The sequence below is a fragment of the Streptomyces sp. JNUCC 64 genome, from assembly GCF_054484115.1.
In genome coordinates this window covers 3,665,862-3,685,194 of record NZ_CM137015.1, presented here as the reverse complement: position 1 = coordinate 3,685,194, position 19,333 = coordinate 3,665,862, and the positions used below count along the sequence as shown (strand labels likewise).

Here is a 19,333-nt window from a genome sequence, read left to right as displayed (position 1 = left end):
GACCTGGGCCGCCCCCCTCGGGAGAGCGGCGGCCCGGACCGGAGGAGGGGCCTGATGTCACCGCGCGGAGTGGCGACGCCGGACGTGCGCGAGCGGCTGTTCGCGGCGGCCGAGCGCGTCGTGGAGCGGGACGGGCCCGGCGCGCTCACCAGTCGCGCCGTCACCACCGAGGCGGGCTGCGCCAAGGGGATGCTGCACACGCACTTCGCGGGGCTCGACGCGTTCGTGGCCGAGCTGTGCCTCGACTGGCTCGCCCGGGCGGCGGAGAAGGCACGGGAGCTGGCCCCGCTCGCCGGGCGGGGCACGGTGACGGGCAACCTCGACGCGGTGGTCCTTCCGCTGCTCGACTCCGGCGGTCTGGCCCTCTCGGGCCTGGCCATGAGCCGTGCCGCCAGCGCCCTGCTGGTGCGGGAGGCGCTGGCGGGCGGGGCCCCGGGCTTCGGCGCGATCGAGGAGGCCGTCGCCGCCTATCTGACGGCCGAGCGGCGACTGGGCCGGGTGCCGGAGGGCGTCGCCCCGGACCTCGCGGCCCTCGCCCTCGTCGGCACCGCGCACCATCTGCTGATGACGAGCGGGCCGGGCGCCTCCGCCCCCGCTCCCCGGCTCCTCATGGCGCGGCTGGTGGCCGCGTTGGTGAACGGTTCTGGGGCGGGGGGCGGCCCCGTGTCGGATGCTTCTGTGCCGGTGGACGGTCCCGTGTCGGTGGACGGCGGGGAGTCGTCGGCCCGCTGAGCCGGTGGGGCCGTCTGGTGCCGCGAGTCCGTGATCGCTCCGTCCCGCTCCGCCCGTCGCATAGCCGTCGTCCGGGGCGCCTCCGGGTCGGACGGGGTCGGACGGGGTCGGACGGGGTCGGACGGGGTCCGGGAGGCGCCTCACCGGGTGGGCTCCCCCTCTCCGTCTCGCGGGCGTCGCGCGGTCGGCCCGCTCGACGGTCCGGGCCGGTCCGGCAGGGGACGGCCTAGGCTCGTCGCCGTGAGCGGTGAGAACGGGAACGGTACGGGTGCCACGGGCGGTGCGGGTGGCGTCGGAGGTCCGGGCGGTACGGGCGACGCCGACGGTCCGGGCGGTACGGGCGACGCCGACGGTCCGGGCGGTACGGGTGTCGTGATGGGGTTGCGGGAGCGCAAGCGGCTGCGGATGTACCGGGAGGTGTCCGACACGGCGATCGGGCTGTTCCTGGAGCGGGGGTTCGACGCGGTCTCCGTCGCGGAGGTCGCGGCGGCGGCCGGGATCTCCAAGCCCACGCTCTTCCGGTACTTCCCGGCCAAGGAGGACCTGGTCCTGCACCGGTTCGCCGACCATCAGGACGAGGCGGCCCGGACGGTGACGCGGGCCCGTGCCGAGGGGCTCGCCCCGCTGACCGCGCTGCACCGCGACTTCCGTGCCGCACTCGACCGCCGCGACCCGGTGACCGGTCTCAACGACGAGCCCGGCGTGCTCGCCTTCCACGGACTGCTGTACGGGACGCCCGCCCTCGTCGCCCGGCTGTACGGGTACCTGGAGCGCGCCGAGGAGTCGCTCGCGCGGGCCCTCGCGCCGGACGCCCCCGAGGGCCCGGTCCCGGTGGCGGCCCGGTTGGCCGCCGCGCAGATCACCGCCGTGCGGAGGGTCCTTGCCCAGGAGAACTGGCGGCGGATCGCGGCGGGGGAGAGCGCGGAGTCGGTGCGGCCGGACGCCCTCGCCCACGCGGACGCCGCCTTCGCCCGGCTGGGCGACGGACTGCCCGGGTACGCCCGTCCGGAGGGCGTCTCGGGCTGACCTCCCGCCGATCTCCCGCCGACCTCCCGGACTTCTCGGAGGGTTCGGAACCGAGTAAAAAATGTAACCCAGTTAAGTTTTTCGGCTAGGGTCGTTCCATGCCGCGTTCCGACACCGCGCCCGACGCCCCCGCATCCGTACCCGCGCCCCCACCCGCTTCCGTCCCCGTCCCCGTTCCCCCGGCCCTCCGGGAGGAGCGGGCCCACCACGACCGCTGCCGGGCCGCGCTCGCCGCGATGGCGGCGGACGCCGACGAGCACGTGGTTACCGGGGCGGACGTCTCCGCCTCCGGGGCCGACGCCGAGGTGCTGGGGCGAGCGCTGCGCACCCGGGCCCGTCGGATGCGCGAACTCCCCGGAGGGCCGCTCTTCTTCGGACGTATCGACTTCGCCGCGCAGTCGCTCCCGCCCGGGACGGAGGGGGAAACGGGGGAGGGGGCACCGGGCGGCCCGGGCGGCCCGGGCGGGCCTGACGGGCCTGACGGGCCTGACGGCCCGGGCGGGCACGCCGGGCAGCGGTACCACATCGGGCGGGGGCGGATCAGCGAGGACCCCACCGCCCCGCCGCTGGTGGTGGACTGGCGGGCCCCCGTGGCGCGGGCGTTCTACCAGGCCACCCCGGACGACCCCCGGGGCGTCGCGGTCCGCCGCCGGTTCGGCTGGGCCCCCGGGGCCACCGGCGGGTCCGAGGAGCTGACCGCCTTGGAGGACGAGCACCTGGACCCCTCCGCCGCGCCGGGTCCCGTTCCGTCCGGCACCGTCCCGTTCGGCACCGTTCCGTCCGGTCCGGGGCCGTCTGGTCCGGGACGGTCCAGCCCCGTCCCGCCCGGCAGCGGGGACCCCCGAGGCGGGGAGCCCCACCACGGGGAGCCCAGAGGAGGGGACCCCCGGGGCGGGGAGCCCGGCGCCGGGGAGCCGGACGGGCTGCTCGCCGCCGAGCTGCGGCGCCCCCGCACCGGCCCGATGCGGGACATCGCCGCCACCATCCAGCCCGACCAGGACGACCTGGTCCGCGCCGGTCCCGACGAGTCGCTGTGCGTCCAGGGCGCCCCCGGCACCGGCAAGACGGCGGTCGGGCTGCACCGGGCCGCGTACCTGCTCTACACCCACCCCCGCCGGATCAGCCGCGCCGGACTGCTCGTCCTCGGCCCCAACCCGACCTTCCTGCGGTACGTCGCCCAGGTGCTGCCCGCCCTCGGCGAGGACGGCATCGCGCAGCTCACCGTCGCCGACCTGGTCGCCCGGCGTCCGGCGCGGGCCCGGGACGGCGCGGCGGCGGCCCTCGTCAAGCACGACGTCCGGATGGCGGAGGTGCTGCGCCGCGCCCTGTACGCCCGGGTGCGGCCCGGGGCGGCCGTCCCGGACGGGCTCGTCGTCCCGGACGGCGCCGCCCGGCTGCGGGTGCCCGCCGACCGGCTCCGGGACCTCGTCGCGGACGTCCTCGACGAGGAACCCCCGTACGGCACCGGCCGGGAGCGGGTCCGGGCCCGGACGGTGGCGCTGCTGCGGGAGGCCGCCGAGCGGCGCGGCGGGCCCCGGGGCGAGGGGTGGGCGCGGCGGCTGGAACGGTCCCGGCCGGTCACCGCGTTCCTGGACGCGGTGTGGCCCCAGGTGGTGCCCGAGGAGGTGCTCGCCGGGCTGCTGGGGTCACCGCCGGAGCTGGAACGGGCGGCGGACGGGCTGCTCGACCCCGCCGAACGGGCGGCCCTGCGCTGGGAGTCGCCCCCGCGCTCGTACCGTTCGGCGCGCTGGACGGACGCGGACCTGGTGCTGCTGGACGAACTCTCCGGACTGGTCGCCCCGCCCGCCGGGTACGGGCACGTCGTGCTGGACGAGGCGCAGGACCTGTCCCCGATGGAGTGCCGGGCCGTCGCCCGCCGGGTGCCGCGCGGCGCGTTGACGGTCCTCGGCGACCTGGCGCAGGGGACCACCCCGTGGGCGGCCCGCTCCTGGTCCGAGACCCTCGCCCACCTGGGCCGACCCGACGCCCGGCGGACCGCCCTGACCAGCGGGTTCCGGATGCCGCAAGCGGTGGCCGCGTTCGTCGGCCGGCTGCTGTCCGAGCTGGACGTGGACGTGCCGCCGCTGCGGTCGGCGCGCCGGGACGGCACCTTGATGGTCCGTCAGGTGCCGGACACCGCCGTCGCGGTCGTCGCGGCGGTGCGGGCCGCGCGGGCCGCCGGGACCGGGTCCCTCGCGGTGATCGCGGCGGACGCGGAGGTGCCCCGGCTGCGGGTCGCGCTCACGGCGGCGGGACTGCCCCCGGAGCCGGACCCGACGGGCCCCGGGCCGGTCCTGCTGCCCGCCACGGTGGTGAAGGGGCTGGAGTTCGACCACGTCGTCGCCGTCGAACCGGCCGCCGTCCGGGAGGCCGAGGCCCGGGGCGCCCACCGGCTGTACGTGGTGCTGACCCGGGCGGTCGGCCGGCTGGAGGTCCTGCACGAGCGCCCGCTGCCGTTCGGGTGACACCGGCCGGGCGGCGCTCGCCCGGCCTTCTTCGCCCCCGGCCCCCGTCCGCGCGCGGGCGCGGATCGTCGGGACGGCGACCCGCACTGGTGCGTCCACGGGCCCCGTCCGCGCGCGGACGCGTCCGGACCACGTCGGCGGTGCCGGGTGCCGGGGTGACGGGCCAGGGCCCCCGTCCGCGTACGTCCGCGTACGTCCGTGCGCGTCCGTGTGCGTGCGGCCGGGGGCCCGTCCCGTCGTGGATCAGAAGTTGATCATGTGTCCCGCGAGGCCGTGCACGGCCTCCTTGACCGCCTCGCCCAGCGTCGGGTGGGCGTGCACGTTGCGGGCGACCTCGTGCACCGTGAGGTCCCACTGCTGGGCCAGCGTCAGCTCGGGCAGCAGCTCGGTGACGTCCGGCCCGATCAGATGGCCGCCGAGCAGTTCCCCGTACCGGGCGTCGCTGATCAGCTTCACGAACCCGACGGTGTCCCCGAGCCCGTGCGACTTCCCGTTCGCCGTGAACGGGAACTTCGCCACCTTCACGTCGTACCCCAGCTCGCGGGCCTGCGCCTCGGTGTAGCCGAAGCTCGCGATCTGCGGCTGGCAGTAGGTGGCGCGCGGGATCATCGCGTAGTCGAGTTCCATCGTCTCCGCGTCCGCGATGGTCTCCGCCGCGATGACGCCCATCGACTCGGCCGCGTGCGCCAGCATCAGCTTCGCGGTGACGTCCCCGATCGCGAAGATGTGCGGCACCGAGGTGCGGCAGCGGGCGTCCACGTCGATCGCGCCGCGCTCGGTGATCCGCACCCCGGCGGCCTCCAGCCCGTACCCGGTGACGTTCGGCGCGAAGCCGATCGCCTGGAGGACCTTGTCGGCGGTGAGGACCCGCTGCGAGCCGTCCTTGCCGGTGACCGTCACCCGCACCTCGGGGCCCGACTCGTCGATGGAGTCGACCCGGGTGGAGGTGAGCACGTCGATGCCCAGCTTGCGGTACTGGCGGGCCAGTTCGGCGGAGACGTCGGCGTCCTCCAGCGGGGCGATCCGGTCGAGGAACTCGACGATCGTCACCTTCACCCCGTAGTTGTGCAGCACGTACGCGAACTCCACGCCGATGGCGCCCGCGCCCGCGATCACGATGGACCCGGGCACGTCCTCCGCGAGGATCTGCTCCTCGTAGGTGACGACCCGTTCGGTGCGACGGGTGCCGGGCAGCAGCTTCGGGGTGGCGCCGGTGGCGATGACGCAGTGGTCGAAGGCGACGGTCCGCACGGTGCCGTCGGCGGCGGTGACCTCAAGGGTGTGCGGGTCGGTGAAGGTGCCGCGCCCGTCGATCTCGGTGATGCCGTTCTTCTTCATCAGGTAGTGGACGCCCTTGACCCGGCCGTCCGCGACCCGGCGGCTGCGGCGGAACGCCTCCCCGTAGTCGAACGACACCGTGCCGTCCACCCTGATGCCGAAGGTCTTGGCCTCGTGGGTGAAGAGGTGGGCGAGTTCGGCGTTCCGCAGCAGGGCCTTGGTGGGGATGCAGCCCACGTTCAGACAGACGCCGCCCCAGTACCTCTCCTCGACGACCGCCACCTTCTTGCCGAGCTGGGCGGCCCGGATGGCGGCGACGTACCCGCCGGGTCCCGCGCCCAGGACGACGACGTCGAAGCGGTCTACTTCCGTGGTCATGGAGTGCTCCCTGCCCTGTGGTGGTGTACCCCTCGATGGTCGCACCAAGGCCGTCCGGAGCCGAGCCGGACCACCCCCGCCGGGGGGCGGACCGGACCCTCCTGCGGACGGTTCCGGTGCCCGCCGTCCGGGTGACCAGGGCGTCTCCTGGCGGAGGTGGCGCGCGGCGGCCGACGGCCGGTCAGCCGGTGACGTCCAGGGCGGTCCCGTACAGCCGTTCGACCCGCAGCCGGAGCACCACCCGGCGCTCCTCGACGGCCGTCTCCAGGAAGTCCCGTTCGGCGGCGGGGTCGTCGAACCCCGGTGTCAGCGCGAGGAGTTCCCGTCCGACCGCGTCGCCCGGTTCGACGGTCGGCGCGGACACCTCGACGGTCCCCTCCGCCACCGCGAACGACCAGACGTCCGGCCCCTGGACGTGCAGCGCGGCGTGCGGGTCGCGGCGCAGCAGCCGGGGCTTGAGCCGGTCGGCGGTGGTGGAGACCCGCAGGACGCGCTCCTCGGGCGACCAGCGGTACAACACGGTCGAGAGGTGGGGGTGCCCGGTTGACCGGACGGCGGCGAGCGTCCCGAACTGGGCCCCGGCGAGCAGGTCGGAGAGCGCGGCGTCGGTGAGCACCCGGGGCGGGGGGCCGGACCGGCGCCGGGGGGCCGCCCCCTTCTCGGGGGCGGCGATCCCTTCGGCGCCTTCCCCGGTGGGGGCGGCTTCGGCGGGGGTGCTGGCGGGGGCGGGGTGCGTGGTCATGGGGTGCCTCCTGGGCGTGGACGTGCGGGTGGGTCGTGGACTTGGGCGGGGCGGGGCGGGACGGGGCGGGGTACGGGCAGGGTGGTGCGGGTGCGGGTGCGGGTGCGGGTGCGGGTGCGGGTGCGGGTGCGGGTGCCGGGACGGGTTGGGGACGGGGGTGCGGTGGGGTTGTGGTGGGGACGGAGGCGCGGTGGGGGTGCCGGGTGCGTATGGGACGGGCGCGGTGGGGTCAGCGGCTGTGCTGGGGTCAGAGGGTGTGGACGTGTTCCGGGGCGGCGGGACGGTCGTCGGGCGAGGTGCCCGGTCCCGTCCCCGCTCCGGCGGGGGTCCGCAGGACCGCCCAGGCGACGGCGAGCGCGGTCACCAGCAGCCCCGCGCCGACGGTGAACGCCAGCCGGTAGCCCTCGGTCAGCGCCTCGGCCGGGGTGGTGCCCGTCGCCGTCAGGGCCTCCGCACGGCCCGCCGCCAGGGTGGCGAGGACGGCGACCCCGAGCGCTCCGCCGATCTGCTGGGTGGTGTTGAAGAGTCCGGAGGTGATCCCGGCGTCGTCCGGGCGGGCCCCGGACATCCCGAGCGAGGTGAGCGCGGGCAGCGCCAGCCCGAACCCGGCGGTGAGCGGCATCAGCGGCAGGATGTCGGTGAGGTAGTCGGCGTGGACGGGCAGCCGGGCGAGCATGACCAGCAGGACGACCAGCAGGGACAGCCCCGCGAGCAGCACCCGGCGCTCACCGAAGCGGGCGTTCAGCCGGGCCGAGACGCCGAGGGTCACCGCGCCGGTCACCAACGCGGCCGGGAGCAGCGCGAGTCCGGTGTCCAGGGCGCCGTACCCCTGGACCTTCTGGAGGTACAGGGCGACGAGCACCTGGAACGCGAACAGCGCGGCCACCATGAGCAGTTGGACGAGGTTGGCCCCGACGACGGTGCGGGAGCGCAGCACGCGCGGCGGCAGCAGCGGGTTGCGGGCCCGGGCCTGGCGCACGGCGAACGCGGCGAGCAGCAGCAGTCCGAGTCCCGTCAGCGCGAGCGGGGCGGGCGCGGTCCAGCCCGCCGACTCGGCCCGGACGACCCCGTAGATGCCGGTCATCACGCCGGCGGTGACCAGGAGCCCGCCGGGCACGTCCGCCCCTGCGGAGAGTCCGGCGCCCCGGTCGCGGGGCAGCGCGGCGGCGGCGAGGGCGAGGACGGCGGCCCCGATCGGCAGGTTGACGAAGAAGATCCAGTGCCAGGACAGCCCGTCGGTGAGGACCCCGCCGAGCACCTGGCCGAGGGAGGCGCCCGCCGCTCCGGTGAAGCTGAACACCGCGATGGCGCGGGCCCGTTCGGCGGGGGCGGGGTAGAGCGTGACGAGGATGCCGAGGCCGACGGCGGCGGCCATGGCGCTGCCGACGCCCTGGAGGAAGCGCGCGGCGACCAGGGTGGCGGGCCCGGTGGCGAACCCGGCGAGCACGGAGGCGGCGGTGAAGACCCCGGTACCGGCGAGGAACATCCGGCGGTGGCCGATGAGGTCGCCGAGGCGTCCGGCGAGCAGCAGCAGTCCGCCGAAGGCGATCAGATAGGCGTTCACGATCCAGCTGAGGCCCGCCGGGGTGAACCCGAGGTCGCGCTGCATCGCGGGCATCGCGACGGTGACGATGCTGCCGTCGAGGACGGTCATCAGCAGGCTCGCGGCGACGGCGGTGAGCGCCCAGCGGCGCGGAAGCCCGGGGCGGCGCGCGCCCCCGGGTTCCGGTGGCGGGGCGGTCGCCCGTCCGTCGCGGGGGCGGTCCGGGCGGCCGTCCGGACGGTCCGGGTGTCCTGGGGCGGTGTTGGCGCTGGTGCTGGCGTTGGTGGCGCCAGTGGTGGCGTTGCTGCCGGTGACGGGCTTGGTGGTGGCGGAGGGGCTGGTTGCGCTGGCCGGGGGAGCGGGGTGGGGGGCGAGCCGGGGTGCTGCGGACATGCCGGGTCTCCTGTCGGACGGTGGCTCCCCGGGGCGGGGTGCCGGATGCGACGACAAGATTGACCGTAGCAGATGGTTTTGTTGCAGACTATTTGTTTCGGTCTCTCTTTCTGTCCATGGCGGCATCCCGCCGTGCCGCCGGGCCCGCCGCTGCCTCCGCCTCCGCCTCCTTCCGCTCCTCTCCGCCCTCCGCGTCGGTACCGGCCTTCAGGGGGCGGTTCGCCGTTCCCCGAGGGCGGCGGTTCACCGTTCCCTTCGGAACAGCGCGGCCCAGAGGAAGGGTTCGCCGAAGTGCGGGGAGTCCGGCGGTTCGTCGCGCACCCGGCGGGACGCGACCTCCGTCAGCCCGGAGAAGATCCACCGCAGCGACTCGGGCGTGTAGGCGAGCCCGCCCTGGGGTCCGGCGTCCCGGTACAGCTCGCGGTCGGAGAGTTCGGAGCCCATCGCCCCGGCCGCGAAGCAGACGAGGGCGAAGTGGCCGCCGGGGGCCAGCGTCCGTTCCAGCAGGTCGAGGTAGCCGATCCGGCGGTGCGGCGGCAGATGGTGGAAGCAGCCGGAGTCGACGATCAGGTCGTAGGGGCCGCTCGGTGCCGTGGGCGCAGTGGGTGCCGTCGGGGTCGGGGCGAAGGCGTCGCCGGTGTGGAACCGGATGTCGGCTCCGGCCGCGCGGGCGCGTTCCGCCGCCCAGGCGACGGCGGTGGGGGAGAGGTCCACGGCGTCCACCGCGAAACCCCGCGCGGCGAGGTGCAGGGCGTTGCGGCCGGGTCCGCAGCCCAGATCGAGCGCCCGGGGCCGGACGAGGGGCCCGTCCGCGCCCTCTTGGCGGGTCGTGGGCTCCGCCCGGGCCCGGTCCTCCCGGTGGACCGTGCGTTCCGGGCGGGTCGTGCGCTCGGGGCGGTGCGGGCTCGGTGGCCGGGTGGGGACCGGGCCGCCCGGGGCGAGCCACTCGGCCAGGCTCTCGTCCGGCTTCTCCGTGAAGAACGGCACGGGCCGGTCGCGGTCCGCGTAGAAGCCGTCCCACCAGTCGCCCGCCCGGGTCGTCCACCGGTCGGCGGACGGGGCGAACAGTCCGTCGAGAAGCCGGTTCACATCGTCGGCGCTGCGAATGTCGCGGTCCATGAGGACCCCCCTCCGTCTTCGGTAACGGTAGGGAGTGGGGCGGCGAAAGGCCAGGTCAGGCGGGGTGCGGCAAGGGTTCGGGGAAGGCGTTGGCGGTCGGCTGGGCGACGGCCGTGACGGGAGCGGGTCCCCGGGTCCGGTCGTACCCCGGACGGCCGTCGGAGGTGGCGTCGCGGCCCGTCCCGGGGTGCTGTGGGGCGGGGCGGGCGGGGCTTCTTCCGGAGGTGGGCTACTTCGCCGAGCGCCGGGCCCGGCGTACCGGCTGGGGGCTCTCGACGGGGGTCGACAGCGGCCCCTCGGTCAGCTGGCGCAACGCGTTCAGCAGGGTCTCGCGGTCCCCGTCCGGGAGGGTGCCGAGGGCCTCGCGGTGCACCCGGTCCGCGATCTCCTGGCTGCGCCGGGCGAGCTCCGCGCCCGCCTCGGTGACCGCGATGATCCGGGCGCGCCGGTCCGTCCGCGACGGTCGGCGCTCGGCGAGGCCCGCGTCCTCCAGGGCGTCGACCGTGACGACCATCGTGGTCTTGTCCATGCCGCCGATCTCGGCGAGCTGGATCTGGGTGCGCTCCGCCTCCAGGGCGTGGACGAGGACGCAGTGCATCCGCGCGGTGAGCCCGATCTCCGCGAGCGCGGCGGCCATCCGGGTGCGCAGTACGTGGCTGGTGTGGTCGAGGAGGAACGAGAGGTCCGGTTCCGTGCGGACGGGCGCGGTGAGGGTCATGGCGTCCAGGGTACCCAGATTTCGTCCCGTGCGGGATTATCCGCGAGTGGATGATCTGGGGTCCTTCGTGGGCGCATCCCGTACGGAGCGCGCCCGTCCCGGCGGGACGGGACGGACCCCGTGCAGGGCGGGTCCGCGCACGGGACGGGACCCCCTGCAGGACGGGAGGGTTGCGGTGGGTACGGGCTGCGCGCCGTACCCGCCGCGCCCTCCCTGGCGGCGGCCCGGGTCCGTCAGGTGGCCGAGTCCTTGAGCAACTGGATCGCCAGGGCCTTGATCTCCGCGCTGGCCTTCTCCGGGCTGCCGGAGTCGAACGGCGGCGCGGGGTCGTACTCGATCGCCAGCTGCGTCGCCCGCGCCAGGTCCTCGCCGAACATCCGTGCGGTCAGTTGCAGGGACATGTCGATCCCGGCGGACACCCCCGCCCCCGTCATGATCTTCCCGGCCTCCACGAACCGCTGGGGCGTGTACACCGCGCCGTACGTCTTCAGGTGCTCGCGTGAGGCCCAGTAGGTGGTGGCGGGCAGGCCCTTCAGCAGTCCCGCCGCCCCGAGGATCAGCGAACCGGTGCACACCGACGCCGTCCAGCGGGTGTGCTGGTGCACCCGCCTGATCCAGGCGAGGGTCCGGGTGTCGGCGATCGTCGCGAGGGTGCCCCGCTGCCCGCCGCCGGGGATCACCAGCACATCGGCGCGCGGCACCTCGCGCAGCGACCGTTCGGCGGTGAGGGAGAGTTCGCCGGTGTCGGTCCGCACCGGTCCGCGCCGGGTCGCCACGGTCGTCACCCGGACGCCCGGCAGTCGGCACAGCGTCTCGTACGGTCCGACCGCGTCCAGGGCGGTGAACCCGTCGAACAGCAGGAGGGCGAGGTCCAGTCGCGGGACGCCCGGTCCGGCGGCGGGGCCCGCCTTGGCGGCGTCGGCGGCCCCCGTGACGCCCGCGCTCTCCGTGACGCCCGCGCTCTCCGTGACGCCCGCGGCCTCCGTGGCGTTGGCGGTCCCCGTGGCGCCGACGGCCGCTCCCGCGCCGCCCAGGGTCACCGCGGCGGCGCCCTTCAGCACCCGGCGGCGGTCGTGCGCACGTGCGTTGGTCATCCCGGTCTCCTCCGTTCGTGGGGAACGGCCCGGTGTGTGGCGGCCCGTGTCCGGGCGGCCGTCCCGGTCCCTCGTCCCCCGTCCCCGTACCCCCGCCTTCGCGGCGGGTCGTACCAGTAGTCGGCGGCGACCGGTCGGAGGTTCCCCCGGATTTCCCTTCGCCTTCTCCAACTCCCTTGTGTGGAAGGGGTGATGACGGACATCGGGCGTGTCAGTCGGGGGACGTACGGTCGGTGGCATGGAGATCCACGACGCGGTACGGGCGGACGGCGGCCGGGGCGCGCCCGAGGAGGGCACGGCGGGTGCCGTGGGGGAGCCCGCACCGGCCGATCGCGCCGAACACGAGCATCTGCGAAGGCTGTTGGGTCCGGTCATGGCGTCCCACGTCCTCTCGGGGGACTGCGACCGGGTGGCCGGGGCGCTGGTGGACACGTCCGTCGGCGGCCCCGAGGGGTATCCGGAATTCCTCCGGCGGTCGGAGGGGTACGCCCGGCTACCCGAACGCCGACGGCGACTGATCCTCGACGCGCTCGCCCGGCGGTGGCCGGAGGCGGCGGACACGCCCTGGTCGGCGCCCGCCGAGGACCGGCGGGCCGGGCTGCTGCGCTCCGTCGTCCTGGTCGGCCGGGGCCTCCCGGACCTTCCGCTGGCGGCCGAACGCGCCGCCTACGTGGCGGAGGCGGGGGAGTACGACGTCCTGAACCCCGTCGTCCCGTTCGAGGCCCTGCCCGCGCAGGAACTGGCCGAGGGACGGCGGCTCGGCGCGGCCACGATCGCCGCCCTCCGCCGCACCGTGGCGTTCGCCGAGGCCACGGACTACCTCGACGGTTTCGTCTCCGACTTCGTCGCCACCCTCACCGACCCGGTGCTCGACGTGGGGGAGGCGTGGGCCGAACGCGCCATGGCCGAGGACCGGTTCGACGCCCGCCCGCTGCTGGCGCACGCGCTGACCGTCACCGGGACGAAGCCGACGGCCCGCTGGGAGCGGGACGCCCGCGCGGTCCTCGACGCCTCGGGCGACCCGGCGGCGGTGCGGGACGCCGTCCTCGACTGGCTCGCGCTCGTGGACCGGCCCCGCACCCTGCCCCTCAAGCCCGATTCCGGCCCGGAGAACGCCAACGAGCTGTACGACGCGCACAACGTCACCGCTCTGCGCGGACTGCTCTGGACGCTTCCGCTGCTGCCGTCGCGCCCGGACGCCCCGGGCGTGCTCGGCGCGCTGGTCGGGAGCGCGCTGCGGAAGGTGCCCGGTACGGGGGCCCGGAGTCCCCGGGTGGCGGGCGCGGCCGTCCGCGTCCTCGCCCGTACGGACGGTGGGGCCGCGCACGCCGAACTCGTCCGGCTGGCGGCGCGGCTCGTCCACCGGCCGACGCTCAAGGCCGTCACGAAGGCCCTCGCGGAACGCGGGCCCGCCGCCCCGTCCTGACCCGTCCCGACCCCGGCGGAGTCCACACCCCACTCCGGGCCCGCTCCCGGCCCCGCCCACACGGACGGCACCGTCTCCGCCCTCCCCCGAGGAGACGGAGACGGTGCCGGAAGCGGCGGCCCGGAAGCCCGTCACCCGGGAGGCCGGACGACGGAAGCCGCGCCGGGACGGTCAGCGGAAGCCGGAAGCCGGAAGCCGGAGCCGGACGAGGTGAGCCAGCGACCGGAAGCCTGACGACGTGGGCCGGACGACGTGGGCCCGTGACCGTGAGCCGGGCTAACCGCGTGCCTGGACGAACCGCACGACGTTCCCGGACGGGTCGCGGAACGCGCAGTCGCGCACCCCGTACGGCTGGTCCGTCGGCTCCTGGAGCACCTCGCCGTCCGCCGCGCGGATCTTCTCGAAGGTGGTGTCGCAGTCGGCGGTCCGGAAGATGACGCCGCGCAGCAGCCCCTTGGCGAGCAGTTCGGCCACCGCCCGCCGGTCGGCGTCGGTGGCGCCGGGGTCCGCCAGCGGCGGCTCCAGCACGATCTCCACATCGGGCTGCGCGGGCGAACCGACGGTCACCCAGCGCATCCCCTCGAAGCCGACGTCGTTGCGTACTTCCAGTCCGAGCGCGTCGCGGTAGAAGGCGAGCGCCTTCTCGTGGTCGTCGACGGCGATGAAACACTGTCCCAGCGTGATGTCCATGTCCTTCACGCTACGGACCGGGAGCCGATGCCGCTTCTCCGTTCCTGACCGGTCGGGTGCGGATCTTGGCGATGCAGGCCGGAACGGCGGCGCCGGGGCCGTGGTCGAGCGCCCGGTACGCGCTCGGACTCATGCCCACCAGTTCGGTGAACCGCGAGCTGAACGAGCCCAGCGAGGTACAGCCGACCGCCATGCACACCTCGGTCACGCTCAGGTCCCCGCGCCGCAGCAGCGCCTTGGCCCGCTCGATCCGACGGGTCATGAGGTAGCTGTACGGGGTCTCCCCGAAGGCGGCGCGGAAGCTGCGCGAGAAGTGCCCCGCCGACATGTGCGCGCTCCGCGCCAGCGCGGGCACGTCCAGCGGCTGGGCGTAGTCCCGGTCCATCCGGTCGCGGGCCCTGCGCAGCAGGACGAGGTCGGAGAGGAGCATCCCCTCACGGTACCGCCCGGGCGGAACTCAGCGGCCGGTGACGGTGACGGTCACGGCGGGGTCGTCGTCCGAGAGGACCGCTTCGAGGCGGGCCCGGCACTCGGTGACGAAGGCGGGGAAGGTGTGCCAGTAGTAGGGGATGCCGACGGCGGCCACCGCGACGGCCCAGGCGCGGGCCCGGGCCCAGGTCGCGTCGTCGAGGTCCAGCGCGTTCCGGTAGGCCCGCCGGGCCGGGGCGGGCAGGTCCCAGACGGCGGCGTGCTCGGCGTCGGGGAAGCCGACCGAGAGCCCTCCGAAGTCGATGACCGCGTGCAGCGCGCCGTCCCGCACCAGGAGGTTGCCGGGCTTGAGGTCGCCGTGGAGCCAGCCCGGGGGCCCGGCGGGGGCGGGCAGCGCGAGGCCGGACCGCCAGACCCGTTCCAGGGCGTCGACGTCCAGCTCGGCGCCGAGGAGCGCCCGGCAGCCGTCGAGCGCCTCGCGGACCCATCCGTCGCACGGGCCCAGCTCGCCCCCTCGGTACCAGGCGAGGTCGCCGGTACGGGTCGCCCCCATCAGACCGGCGCGGTGCAGCTCCCGTACGGTCGCGGCGAGGTCGGTCCCGAAGGCGTGCCAGTCCCGGACGGTGTCCGGGCCGGCCACCTCCCCGTCGATCCACCGGTACACCGACCACACCAGGGGGAACGCCTCGGTGGGCGCCCCGGCGTGCACGGGCTCGGGCACCGGACGGGACAGCAGGGGCGCCAGCCGGGGCAGCCACTCCCGTTCCTTCCGCACCGCCCCCTCGTTCCCGGCGGTCCGGGGGAGCCGCACCAGCAGCTCGTCGCCCAGCCGGTACACGGTGTTGTCGGTGCCCGCCCCGGCACGCGCCAACGGCAGCCCGGCCCACTCGGGCCGCTGCGCGGCGAGCAGCTCCCGGACGACGGACTCGTCCACGGGGACCTCGTTCTCATGAAGCGTCACGGGGCGAGTCTCACGGGTGACGGGCGCCCGGGGCCAGCGCTTTTCCCGGCCGTGGACCGCTGGCCCGGCGGACCGCTGGACCGCTGGACCGCTGGACCGACAACCTGGCGACCCGGCGGACTACCGGCGAACCGACGGACTACCGAACGAACCGACGGACTACCGAACGAACCGACGGACTACCGGCGGACCGGGACGGGAACGGCGCGCCGCCGATCTGCTTGGATCCCCGCATGACGGATTGGTCGCGACTCCACCACGCCTACGGCCCGGCGGACGGCATACCCGCGCTGCTGGACCGGATCGCCACCGAACCGGAGCCGGAGCTCTGGAACGATCTGTGGTCGGCGCTGTGCCATCAGGGCAGCGTCTACCCGGCCAGCTTCGCGGCGCTGCCCTGGCTGGCCGGCGTGGCGGAAGCCGACGACCGTGAGCAGTCGGTGAACGCCCTGGGCCTGGCGGGCTCGATCATGGCGGCCGCCGGTCCGCCGCACGGGACCGACCACCCCCGCGCGCGGTACGCCGTGGAGGTCCAGCGCCTCCTGACGGCGGCGGACCGGCGGCTCCGCACGGCCTCCGACCACGACGGCGCCGACTACGTCCACCTGCTGGAAGCGGTGCTGGGCTTCGAGGGCGTGGTGGGCTGGAGCGAGGAACTGGCCTGGGGCCTGGACAACGAGGAGTACCAGATCGACTGCCCCGGCTGCCGGACCGACCTGTTCGTCGTGCTCGGCGAGCGGGGGTTCTTCTCCTCCAGCGAGGACCACGCCCTCGCGGACGGGGACGTGGAGACGAGGCCGCTGCTCCCGGCCGACCCGGCGGACCTGGACGGCATCGGCCGACGTCTCCACGACCTGGCGCTCTCCGACGGCCAGCACCGGGTCGCCCACGCGCTGACCCACGTCTTCGGTCACGCGACGTGCCCGGACTGCGGAACCCGCTTCTCCGTCGCCGACCGGATCGTCCCCGCCCCGCCAGCCGCACCGTGAGGAGCCGCCGGGACGGCGATCGCGCGGTCACCCGACACCGGGTGGGTCAGGCTCCGGCCCTGGCTCCGGCTCCGGCCTCGGCACCAGAGCCAGGGCCGGAGCCGGAGCCGGAGCCGGAGCCGGGCGGCGGTCCCGGGCGGGTCAGGCCCCGGCCACCGGTGCCTGGAGTTCGGTCACCCACTCGTCCCGGTCCGGCGGGCACTCCAGGCTGATCTCCCGGGGGTATCCGGTCGCCCGGTGGCCGTTGCCGTCGATCCAGCGGGCCAGGGCCTGGGCCGTGGGCAGCACCGTGTCCATCGCGCCACGGTGCACGATCGTCGCCGCCCGCTCCACGGGCGGCAGATCGAGCACCCGGAAGGCGTCGTCCCGGAGGGGGAGGTGGGCCGCGACCTCGATCCCGGCGTGCACCCTGATCCGGCCGTCGCCCTCCGGCGCGTCCTCGTAGCGGGCGATCCCGGGGCCCGTGGGCGTGACGCCCGCCGCCTCCAGACGCCGGAACAACTCCTCGTAGAGGGGCCCGACGACCGGGCCCACGTCCTCGGGTTCGAAGCTCGCGGCGATCGCGGTCAGCTCCGCCACCCGGACCGCCGGAAGGCTCTTGACGACGACATCGTTCGTGGGCATGCGCCCCTCGCTCTCGATCGACCGGAGCCTCGCCTCGACCTGGACCAGGCGCGCGGCCGTCGCCGCCATGCCGGCCTCCAGCTCGGCCCGCCGCAGCCGCAGCATGGCGCGCAGTTCCTCCGTGCTGACCTCCTCGTCCAGGATCCGCCGGACCTGCTGGAGGGTGAGTCCGAGGTCCTTGAGCGCGATGACCCGGTTGAGACGGGTGAGCTGGACGGCGGTGTAGGAGCGGTAGCCGGTGGCGGGGTCGACATGGGCCGGGCGCAGCAGCCCGATCGCGTCGTAGTGACGCAGCATCCGGACCGAGACGCGGCCGTGCCGGGCGAAGTCTCCGATGGTGAACATGATGGCTCCGAGTCCAACGCCTGACACGGTGTGAGGGTCAACCCGCGCCCCTTCCGGCACCCGGTGACCACACCGACGGTAGCCCGGACCCCGGCCGCGCGACGCCCCGGCCGGAGCCTGAGCGCCACTCCGGCACCCTCGACACTCCAGGACGTGTCGGGCGCCCCGGGCGCGGGGTCTCACCCGTACCGTGCGACGAGCGCGGCGCCGATCGAGGCCAGCCGGTCCCGGACCCCCGGAGGGCCGGTCACCTCGACCCACTCCACCAGCCCGGCGAGTTCGCCCGCGAGCATGTACTCGTCATGGCCACGGATCAGGACCTCGACGCGGCCGTCGGCGGCGGAACCCCCCACCACGAGCCGCGCGCCGAGCGCCATCCGGAGCAGGTCGATCCCGTGGGGCACGCACACCGCCCGGATCTCCAGGGGCGTCCGCTTGCGGTCGACCTCGTCGGCGATCTCGCGCCAGCTCCCGGCGAGGTCGAAGCCCTCGGGCCGGTGCACCGGGTCACCGGTCGGGGCGACGGACGACACGCGGTCGATCCGGAAGCTGCGCCGACCGGCCCCGGTGTGGGCGACGAGGTACCACGACGGACCCTTGGCGACGACGCCCAGCGGGTGGACGGTCCGCTCGGTCCCGGCGCCTTCGCGGTCGACGTAGCCGAGCCGCACCTGGACGCCTCGGATCACCGCGTCCTGGAGTTCGTCGAGGAAGCGGGGCGGCGGGTACTCGATCCGGTCGGCCCCCCACCCCCGTGGGTCCGTGACCAGCGACGACGCCGCCGCCTCGGCCTGCCCCCGGAAGGGTTCCGGCAGGGCGTGGACGAGCTTGCGCAGCGCCGTCTTCACGGTCGGCGTCGCGGCCGAGGCCGGTCCGGCGACCAGGAACAGGGCGCGGGCCTCGCTCGCGGTCAGCCCGGACAGATCGGTGCGGGCGCCGCCCACGAGGCGCCAGCCGCCGCCCCGCCCCCGCACCGAGTACAGGGGCACCCCGGCCATGGCCAGGGCGTCGAGGTCGCGTCGCGCGGTGCGTTCGGAGACCTCCAGCTCCCGGGCGACCTCCGCCGCCGTCACCCGCTCGCGCCGTTGCAGCAGCAGGAGGACGGCCACCAGCCGGTCGGTTCGCATGCCGATGACGCTTTCACACAAACCGGTCATGAGGTGACCGGTTTGGCTGGGCAGGATGGCGAAGCGACCTCGCGGAAGAGTTCCCCGCACCGCTACCCGAATTCACCGCCCGGTTGTCCGAAGCGGATGGGGCCCAGGTGTCCGAAACGGATGGAGCCCGGGTACCCGAAACGAATGGAAAGAGGAAAGAAGAAATGTTCGACCCAGTCGATCCAGCCGATCCGGCCGATTTTCCCGAGCCCGTTCTCATTCCGGTCAACGGAGTGGAGCTCGAAGTCTTCGAAGCGGGCCGGGAGAACGCGGGAAAGCCCATCGTGCTCTGTCACGGCTGGCCGGAGCACGCCTTCTCCTGGCGCCACCAGATGCCCGCCCTCGCGGCGGCGGGCTACCACGTCATCGTCCCGAACCAGCGGGGGTACGGGAACTCGTCCCGTCCGGCCGGGGTGACGGAGTACGACATCGAGCACCTGACGGGTGACCTCGTCGCCCTGCTCGACCACTACGGATACGAGGACGCCACCTTCGTCGGCCACGACTGGGGCGCGATGGTCGTCTGGGGACTGGCCCTGCTGCGTCCGGACCGCGTGAACGCGGTGATCAACCTGAGCGTGCCGTACATGGAACGCGGCGAGAAGCCCTGGACCGAATTCCTGGAAGAGGTGATCGGCGAAGATTCCCACCTCGTCCACTTCAACCGGAAGCCGGGCGTCGCGGCCGCCGTCTTCGACGAGAACGCCTTCCGTTTCCTCCGCAACCTGTACCGGAAGAACGAGCCCCCGAGGGAGCCCCGGCCGGGTATGCCGCTGATCGGGCTGGCCAGGGCGGAGAAGCCGCTCGGCGATCCCGTCATGAGCGACGACGAACTGGCCGTCTTCGTCTCCGCCTTCGAATCGACGGGGTTCACGAGCGGAGTGAACTGGTACCGGAACCTCGACCGCAACTGGCGTCTGCTGGCGGACGCGGACCCGGTCGTCCGGCAGCCCGCGCTCATGATCTACGGCGACCGGGACGCGGTCCAGAAGTCCCCGAACCTGGCGGAGTCCGTTCCCCGGGTGGACGTGGTCAGCCTGGACTGCGGCCACTGGATCCAGCAGGAGGAGCCGGAGGAGGTCAACCGGCTGATGCTGGAGTGGCTGGAGCGGCAGGACGCCCACTGACGGCGTGACTGCCTGCTGACGGCAGAGTGATGCCCGCTGACGGCGGGACGACGCGCGCTGACGGCGGTGCGCCGCGCGACTCACCCGCGCGGCGCAC

The 19,333-nt window shown here is 75.0% G+C and carries 16 protein-coding genes and 1 pseudogene; 6 read left to right on the top strand and 11 right to left on the bottom strand.

Annotation, left to right across the window (positions count from 1 at the left end; translation table 11 throughout):
• The first annotated feature begins 54 nt into the window (after positions 1-54).
• The 3 genes from ACVWNX_RS14980 (at position 55) to ACVWNX_RS14970 (ending at position 4,223) form a co-directional block, all read left to right on the top strand.
• Positions 55-732, top strand: coding sequence for a TetR/AcrR family transcriptional regulator (locus ACVWNX_RS14980; protein WP_454414422.1), 678 nt, complete (start codon positions 55-57; stop codon positions 730-732).
• Between the two features lie 375 nt (positions 733-1,107).
• On the top strand, positions 1,108-1,758 hold the full coding sequence (locus tag ACVWNX_RS14975) for a TetR/AcrR family transcriptional regulator (RefSeq protein ID WP_454414776.1): 651 nt from the start codon (positions 1,108-1,110) through the stop codon (positions 1,756-1,758).
• Between the two features lie 98 nt (positions 1,759-1,856).
• On the top strand, positions 1,857-4,223 hold the full coding sequence (locus tag ACVWNX_RS14970; RefSeq protein ID WP_454414421.1) for a HelD family protein: 2,367 nt from the start codon (positions 1,857-1,859) through the stop codon (positions 4,221-4,223).
• Between the two features lie 243 nt (positions 4,224-4,466).
• On the opposite strand, the gene lpdA is transcribed toward ACVWNX_RS14970, so the two are convergent.
• From lpdA to ACVWNX_RS14940, 6 genes are all read right to left on the bottom strand, one after another.
• Positions 4,467-5,879, bottom strand: a complete 1,413-nt coding sequence (gene lpdA, locus ACVWNX_RS14965; protein ID WP_454414420.1) for a dihydrolipoyl dehydrogenase — start codon at positions 5,877-5,879, stop codon at positions 4,467-4,469.
• A 181-nt stretch (positions 5,880-6,060) separates the two neighbouring features.
• A complete protein-coding gene (locus ACVWNX_RS14960) occupies positions 6,061-6,621 on the bottom strand; it encodes a TIGR03618 family F420-dependent PPOX class oxidoreductase (RefSeq protein ID WP_454414419.1) in 561 nt (186 codons plus the stop codon).
• 247 nt (positions 6,622-6,868) lie between these two features.
• Positions 6,869-8,275, bottom strand: coding sequence for an MFS transporter (locus tag ACVWNX_RS14955; protein ID WP_454414775.1), 1,407 nt, complete (start codon positions 8,273-8,275; stop codon positions 6,869-6,871).
• Positions 8,276-8,800: 525 nt separating this feature from the next.
• Entirely contained in the window at positions 8,801-9,676 is an 876-nt protein-coding gene (locus ACVWNX_RS14950; protein WP_454414418.1) for a class I SAM-dependent methyltransferase, read from the bottom strand.
• Positions 9,677-9,905: 229 nt separating this feature from the next.
• Positions 9,906-10,394 carry a MarR family winged helix-turn-helix transcriptional regulator gene (locus tag ACVWNX_RS14945; protein WP_454414417.1) on the bottom strand — a complete coding sequence of 163 codons (489 nt, stop codon included), beginning with the start codon at positions 10,392-10,394 and terminating at the stop codon, positions 9,906-9,908.
• A gap of 233 nt (positions 10,395-10,627) precedes the next feature.
• The gene (locus ACVWNX_RS14940; protein ID WP_454414416.1) at positions 10,628-11,488 is read right to left on the bottom strand and encodes a DJ-1/PfpI family protein; all 861 of its coding nucleotides are present in this window, start codon (positions 11,486-11,488) and stop codon (positions 10,628-10,630) included.
• A gap of 238 nt (positions 11,489-11,726) precedes the next feature.
• Between ACVWNX_RS14940 and ACVWNX_RS14935 the strand changes: the two genes are divergently transcribed.
• Complete coding sequence (locus ACVWNX_RS14935; protein WP_454414415.1) at positions 11,727-12,914, top strand: hypothetical protein; 1,188 nt, start codon at positions 11,727-11,729, stop codon at positions 12,912-12,914.
• 276 nt (positions 12,915-13,190) lie between these two features.
• Here the strand turns inward: ACVWNX_RS14935 and ACVWNX_RS14930 are convergent, their stop codons facing one another.
• From ACVWNX_RS14930 to ACVWNX_RS14920, 3 genes are read right to left on the bottom strand one after another with little or no spacing between them, the layout of a single operon-like run.
• Positions 13,191-13,604, bottom strand: a complete 414-nt coding sequence (locus ACVWNX_RS14930) for a VOC family protein (protein WP_454414414.1) — start codon at positions 13,602-13,604, stop codon at positions 13,191-13,193.
• Between the two features lie 10 nt (positions 13,605-13,614).
• Positions 13,615-14,034, bottom strand: coding sequence for a helix-turn-helix transcriptional regulator (locus tag ACVWNX_RS14925; RefSeq protein WP_454414413.1), 420 nt, complete (start codon positions 14,032-14,034; stop codon positions 13,615-13,617).
• A gap of 27 nt (positions 14,035-14,061) precedes the next feature.
• The gene (locus ACVWNX_RS14920; protein ID WP_454414412.1) at positions 14,062-14,994 is read right to left on the bottom strand and encodes an aminoglycoside phosphotransferase family protein; all 933 of its coding nucleotides are present in this window, start codon (positions 14,992-14,994) and stop codon (positions 14,062-14,064) included.
• A gap of 233 nt (positions 14,995-15,227) precedes the next feature.
• Here ACVWNX_RS14920 and ACVWNX_RS14915 point away from each other — a divergent pair, with 233 nt between their 5' ends.
• On the top strand, positions 15,228-15,983 hold the full coding sequence (locus tag ACVWNX_RS14915) for a hypothetical protein (protein WP_454414411.1): 756 nt from the start codon (positions 15,228-15,230) through the stop codon (positions 15,981-15,983).
• Between the two features lie 141 nt (positions 15,984-16,124).
• On the opposite strand, the gene ACVWNX_RS14910 is transcribed toward ACVWNX_RS14915, so the two are convergent.
• Positions 16,125-16,952 carry a MerR family transcriptional regulator gene (locus tag ACVWNX_RS14910; protein WP_454414774.1) on the bottom strand — a complete coding sequence of 276 codons (828 nt, stop codon included), beginning with the start codon at positions 16,950-16,952 and terminating at the stop codon, positions 16,125-16,127.
• 153 nt (positions 16,953-17,105) lie between these two features.
• Positions 17,106-18,079, bottom strand: a pseudogene (locus ACVWNX_RS14905) (helix-turn-helix transcriptional regulator); the annotation flags it as partial.
• 194 nt (positions 18,080-18,273) lie between these two features.
• Between ACVWNX_RS14905 and ACVWNX_RS14900 the strand changes: the two are divergent.
• Positions 18,274-19,236 carry an alpha/beta fold hydrolase gene (locus ACVWNX_RS14900; protein WP_454414410.1) on the top strand — a complete coding sequence of 321 codons (963 nt, stop codon included), beginning with the start codon at positions 18,274-18,276 and terminating at the stop codon, positions 19,234-19,236.
• The last annotated feature ends 97 nt before the right edge of the window (positions 19,237-19,333 follow it).

Coding starts and splice junctions, on each gene's coding strand:
- ACVWNX_RS14975 (WP_454414776.1), top strand. CDS start 1,108: ATGGGGTTGCGGGAGCGCAAGCGGCTGCGGATGTACCGGGAGGTGTCC.
- lpdA (WP_454414420.1), bottom strand. CDS start 5,879: ATGACCACGGAAGTAGACCGCTTCGACGTCGTCGTCCTGGGCGCGGGA.
- ACVWNX_RS14980 (WP_454414422.1), top strand. CDS start 55: ATGTCACCGCGCGGAGTGGCGACGCCGGACGTGCGCGAGCGGCTGTTC.
- ACVWNX_RS14915 (WP_454414411.1), top strand. CDS start 15,228: ATGACGGATTGGTCGCGACTCCACCACGCCTACGGCCCGGCGGACGGC.
- ACVWNX_RS14960 (WP_454414419.1), bottom strand. CDS start 6,621: ATGACCACGCACCCCGCCCCCGCCAGCACCCCCGCCGAAGCCGCCCCC.
- ACVWNX_RS14940 (WP_454414416.1), bottom strand. CDS start 11,488: ATGACCAACGCACGTGCGCACGACCGCCGCCGGGTGCTGAAGGGCGCC.
- ACVWNX_RS14900 (WP_454414410.1), top strand. CDS start 18,274: ATGTTCGACCCAGTCGATCCAGCCGATCCGGCCGATTTTCCCGAGCCC.
- ACVWNX_RS14930 (WP_454414414.1), bottom strand. CDS start 13,604: ATGGACATCACGCTGGGACAGTGTTTCATCGCCGTCGACGACCACGAG.
- ACVWNX_RS14910 (WP_454414774.1), bottom strand. CDS start 16,952: ATGTTCACCATCGGAGACTTCGCCCGGCACGGCCGCGTCTCGGTCCGG.
- ACVWNX_RS14945 (WP_454414417.1), bottom strand. CDS start 10,394: ATGACCCTCACCGCGCCCGTCCGCACGGAACCGGACCTCTCGTTCCTC.
- ACVWNX_RS14955 (WP_454414775.1), bottom strand. CDS start 8,275: ATGACCGTCCTCGACGGCAGCATCGTCACCGTCGCGATGCCCGCGATG.
- ACVWNX_RS14950 (WP_454414418.1), bottom strand. CDS start 9,676: ATGGACCGCGACATTCGCAGCGCCGACGATGTGAACCGGCTTCTCGAC.
- ACVWNX_RS14935 (WP_454414415.1), top strand. CDS start 11,727: ATGGAGATCCACGACGCGGTACGGGCGGACGGCGGCCGGGGCGCGCCC.
- ACVWNX_RS14970 (WP_454414421.1), top strand. CDS start 1,857: ATGCCGCGTTCCGACACCGCGCCCGACGCCCCCGCATCCGTACCCGCG.
- ACVWNX_RS14925 (WP_454414413.1), bottom strand. CDS start 14,034: ATGCTCCTCTCCGACCTCGTCCTGCTGCGCAGGGCCCGCGACCGGATG.